General features: G+C 71.7%; 3 protein-coding genes. 1 reads left to right on the top strand and 2 read right to left on the bottom strand.

Going from position 1 to position 4,254, the window contains the following annotated elements:
- Window positions 1–137 precede the first annotated feature (137 nt).
- Window positions 138–1,994 carry a glutamine--fructose-6-phosphate transaminase (isomerizing) gene (glmS, locus tag G6022_RS06870; RefSeq protein WP_182610790.1) on the bottom strand — a complete coding sequence of 619 codons (1,857 nt, stop codon included), beginning with the start codon at window positions 1,992–1,994 and terminating at the stop codon, window positions 138–140.
- A 73-nt stretch (window positions 1,995–2,067) separates the two neighbouring features.
- On the opposite strand from glmS, the gene G6022_RS06865 reads away from it, so the two are divergent.
- Window positions 2,068–2,940 carry a dienelactone hydrolase family protein gene (locus tag G6022_RS06865; RefSeq protein WP_347238158.1) on the top strand — a complete coding sequence of 291 codons (873 nt, stop codon included), beginning with the start codon at window positions 2,068–2,070 and terminating at the stop codon, window positions 2,938–2,940.
- Window positions 2,941–2,983: 43 nt separating this feature from the next.
- Here G6022_RS06865 and glmM read toward each other — a convergent pair.
- Window positions 2,984–4,254 (bottom strand): phosphoglucosamine mutase (gene glmM / locus G6022_RS06860; protein ID WP_182691240.1); only part of this gene is annotated, 1,271 nt, incomplete at its 5' end.

The following is a 4,254-nucleotide window of genomic DNA, read 5'->3' as shown; positions in this document are numbered from 1 at the left end:
GGCGCATCACGGCGTCCGGGTCCCCCGCCGCCGCGGCCGCCTCGATGAGCGGGCGCTCGGCGGCCCGGATCGCCTCGACCGGGTGCGCGCGCAACATGACGTCCACGATCCCAGACGGAATCAGACCCGGGGGCGGATCACTCCACCGTGACGGACTTGGCCAGATTGCGGGGCTTGTCCACGTCGTACCCACGGGCCGCGGCGACCTCGGCGGCGAACGCCTGGTAGGGGATGGTCGCGAGCAACGGCTGGAGCAGGGTGGTCGAGGCCGGGATCGGGATGAAGTAGTCCGACAGCGGTCGCACCACCTCGTCCCCCTCCTCGGCGATCACGATGGTCCGGGCACCGCGGGCCCTGATCTCCTGGATGTTGCTCACGAGCTTGGAGTGCAGGACTCCCCGACCCTCGACCGGAGGCATGACGATGAAGACGGGCAGGCCGTCCTCGATCAGCGCGATCGGTCCGTGCTTGAGCTCACCCGCCGGGAACCCCTCGGCGTGCATGTACGCCAGCTCCTTGAGCTTGAGCGCGCCTTCGAGCGCCGTCGGATAGCCGACGTGGCGGCCGAGGAACAGCACCGACTTCGAGTCGGCCAGCTCCCGCGCGATCTCGCGGACCGGGTCGAGGGAGTCGACCACCTTCTGGATGGCCTCGGGCATCTTCTCGAGCTGACGGAACTCGGCCGCCACCTCGTCGGGGTACTTGGTGCCCCGGGCCTGCGCCAGCGCCAGTCCCACGAGGTAGTTGGCGGTGATCTGGGCCAGGTACGCCTTGGTGGAGGCCACGCCGATCTCGGGGCCGGCATGGGTGTACAGCACGGCGTCGGCCTCACGGGGGATCTGCGACCCGTTGGTGTTGCACACCGCCAGGACGCGGGCCTTCTGGGACTTGGCGTGACGCACGGCCTCGAGGGTGTCGGCGGTCTCACCCGACTGGGAGATGGCCACCACCAGGGTGGACCGGTCCAGCACCGGGTCCCGGTAGCGGAACTCCGAGGCGATCTCGACCTCGCAGGGCAGGCGGGTCCAGTGCTCGATGGCGTACTTGGCCACCATGCCGGAGTGGTACGCGCTGCCGCAGGCCACGATGAACACCTTGTCGATGTCCCTGAGGTCCTGGTCGCTGATCCGCTGCTCGTCGAGCACGATGCGGCCGTCCTGGAAGTGGCCGAGCAGGGTGTCGGCGACCGCCGCCGGCTGCTCGGCGATCTCCTTGAGCATGAAGTAGTCGTAGCCGCCCTTCTCCGCGGCGGCCAGGTCCCAGTCGATATGGAACGGGCGGCCCTCCGTGGGTTCGCCGGCGAGGTCGGTGATCTCGTAGCCGTCGGCCCGCAGCACCACCACGTTGTCCTGGCCGAGTTCCACCGCCTCACGGGTGTGCTCGATGAACGCCGCGACGTCCGAACCGAGGAACATCTCGCCCTTCCCCACGCCCAGCACCAGCGGGGTCGACCGACGCGCCGCGACGAGGGTGCCCGGGTGGGCGGCGTGGCTGAAGACCAGGGTGAAGGCACCCTCGAGGCGGTTCAGCACGGCCCGGCACGAGGCGACGAAGTCCCCCGCGTGCGGACCGGACGCCATCTCGCACATGAGCAGGTGCGCGGCCACCTCGGAGTCGGTGTCCGACACCAGTTCGACCCCCGCGGCCTCCAGCTCGGCGCGCAGCGGGGCGAAGTTCTCGATGATGCCGTTGTGCACGATCGCCACGTCGCCCGAGACGTGCGGGTGAGCGTTGCGGTCACTGGGGCGCCCGTGGGTGGCCCAGCGGGTGTGTCCGATCCCGGTGGTCCCCGGGAAGCTGTCGTGCCCGGCGGAGTCCAGCGCGGCCTCGAGGTTGGCGAGCTTGCCCTCCTTCTTCTCCACGCGGGAGGCGCCCGAACCGTCGAGGACGGCCACGCCCGAGGAGTCGTATCCGCGGTACTCCATCCGCCGCAGGGCCTCGACCACGACAGGGAGGGCAGCCTGATGCCCGACATAACCGACGATTCCGCACATGGCCGCTAAGTGTAGCCACGCCGTCCCGACGCCCCGGCACCGTCGACCCCCCGGAGGCGATACTGTGGCCCTCGTGGCCATCAAGACCAAAGCTCTGCTCGACAAGGTGAACCGGCGGGGCCCCTACGGGGTCGACACGGGCGATCTCGGTTTCACCGGGACGCCGGGCGCGGTGTTCGTCCCGCGTGACGCGCCGTCACCCGCCCCGGTGGTGGGCTTCGCCCACGACTGGACCAAGGGCCCCCGTGACTACACGGACACGCTCAAGCACCTCGCCTCGTGGGGCTTCGTCGTGGTCGCGCCCGCGACCGATCGGTCCCCCCGGCCGAACCACCAACACTTCGCCGACCACCTGTCGGCCGCGATCGAGGACGTCCTGCAGGCCAGGCTCGGCCGCGGGACCGTCCGCGCGGATCCCCGCCGGATCGGGCTGGCCGGTCACGGGCTCGGTGGCGGGGTCTGTGCCCTGCTGGCCTCCCAGCGCACCGATATCGGCGCGGTGGCGATGGCGTTCCCCACCGAGACCGTCCCGGCGGCCGCCGACCGGGCCATCACCATCGACGCGCCGGCCCTGCTGCTGTCGGCGTCCGGCGGGGTCCACGCCGAGGACGCGCGGGCGCTCCACCTGGCCTGGCGCGGCCCGATCGTGCACCGCCGTCTCGAGAAGGCCATCGAGACCGGCCTGGTCGAGGGCGCGCCGCTGGTCAAGTACGTCGGACTCGCGGACCCGGACCGCCGGACGCAACGCGCGGTGCGCCCGCTGCTGGCGGGGTATCTCCTGAGCACGCTCGCGGACGACGCCACCTACTCGGCGTTCGCCGATCCGGAGACGAAGCTCAAGGGCACCGTCTCGGTGACCGACGCGATGCTGGAGGAGGAGGACGACGACCTCGTGGCGGGGGCGCCGCCGCTGCTCAAGCTGGCCAAGAGCTTCACCGGGAGCTGAGCCGGGCGTCACCCGGAGTGGGGCCCGGCCACCGCACCGGGGCTCAGACCGCGGTGACGAGCCCCGCCAGTCGCTCGGCCACCTGGCGGGCGCAGTGCGCGTCCTCCGCCTCGACCATGACGCGGACCAGCTGCTCGGTTCCCGAGGGACGCAGCAGCACCCTGCCGCCCGAACCCAGTCGCGCCTCCTCCTCGGCCACGGCATCGCCCACCACCGAGGACGACACGACCGCGGCCTTGTCGTCCACCGGCACGTTGATCAGCACCTGCGGCAGGACCGTCATCACGCCGGCGAGCTCGGACAGGGGGCTGCCGGTCTCCGCCATCCGGGCCATGATGCGCAGTCCTGTGAGGACCCCGTCCCCGGTGGTCGCGTGGGCGGGGAGGACGAGGTGACCGGACTGCTCTCCGCCGAGGCTGTACCCGCCCTCGCGGAGCCGTTCGAGGACGTAGCGGTCCCCCACCTTGGTCTCGGTGACGTGGATCCCGGCGGCCTGCATGGCCACCTTGAGGCCGAGGTTGCTCATGATGGTCGCCACGAGGGTGTCACCCACCAGCTCTCCGGAGTCCCGCATCGCCAGGGCGAGGATCGCCATGATCTGGTCACCGTCGACGACCTCGCCGGAGGCGTCCACGGCCAGGCAGCGATCGGCGTCGCCGTCGTGCGCCAGACCGAGGTCCGCACCGTGTTCGCGCACCGCGGCGCGGACGTCATCCAGATGTGTGGAGCCGCACCCGTCGTTGATGTTGTACCCGTCGGGGTCGGCGTGGAGTTCGATCACGGTCGCCCCCGCGTCGCGGTAGGCACGCGGCGCCGCGACGCTGGCCGCCCCGTTGGCGCAGTCGACCACCACGACGAGCCCGTCCAGCCGCCCGGGCGTGGCGTCGAGCAGGTGCCGGACGTACCCGTCCAGTGCGTCCTCCGACGACGCGCGTGAGATCCGGCCGACCGAGGCCCCGGTGGGTCCGGTGATCGTCCCCTCCGTCAGAGCGCCCTCGATGCGGTCCTCCAGGTGGTCGCCGAGCTTGTGCCCGCCCGCGGCGAAGAACTTGATCCCGTTGTCGGGCATCGCGTTGTGCGAGGCCGAGATGACCGCACCGAGCGCCGCGCCGTGCTGGGCCGTCAGATGGGCGACGGCCGGGGTCGGGAGCTCGCCGACACACAGGACGTCCACACCCTGGCTGGCCAGACCCGCGGCGAGGGCCGCCTCGAGCATCTCCCCCGACGCACGGGGGTCGCGGCCGATCACGGCCAGTGGGCGGGCCTGACCGCCCGGTGCCCCGGACTCGGCCGCGAGAACGGAGGCGGCGGCCG

It is taken from the genome of Dietzia sp. Cai40 (assembly GCF_014145165.1).
GTDB classification, from domain to species: Bacteria; Actinomycetota; Actinomycetes; order Mycobacteriales; family Mycobacteriaceae; genus Dietzia; species Dietzia natronolimnaea.
Note: the sequence above shows the minus strand (reverse complement) of the source record. Positions and strands in the feature narration are given on the sequence as shown.